At 61.9% G+C, this 428-nt stretch carries 1 pseudogene; it reads right to left on the bottom strand.

Annotated elements, in window-relative coordinates:
- Nucleotides 1-409, bottom strand: a pseudogene (locus tag J5M71_RS28935) (thiazole synthase); the annotation flags it as partial.
- Nucleotides 410-428 lie beyond the last annotated feature (19 nt).

Here is a 428-nt window from a genome sequence, read left to right on the forward strand (position 1 = left end):
CGTCGAAGCCTTCCTTGACCAGGGTTTCGGCGGCCTTGAGGGTTTCGATCACGTTGGGGAACAGGGTTTTCTGGTCGGCCAGCACTTCCAGCTTCACCAGATTGTGGCCGTCGAGCAGCTCACGGGCCAGGCGGCAGGTGCGCACGGCTTCGATGGCGTCGTAGCAACCGGCAGTGTTCGGCAGGAAGGTGTAGCGATCCGGCGACAGCACTTCGAGCAGGTTCGGCTCGCCTTCGATCTGGCCCAGGTTGGTGCGGCGCACGGCGACGGTGACGATCTCGGCACCCGAGGCTTCGATGGCCTGGCGGGTTTCTTCCATGTCACGGTACTTGCCGGTACCGACCAGCAAACGCGACTGGTAAGTACGACCGGCCAGCACAAAAGGCTTGTCGCTACGAACGATGCTCATGGGGAATCCTCTTTAAGGG

This window comes from Pseudomonas sp. 43(2021) (genome assembly GCF_017490805.1).
Taxonomy (GTDB): domain Bacteria; phylum Pseudomonadota; class Gammaproteobacteria; order Pseudomonadales; family Pseudomonadaceae; genus Aquipseudomonas.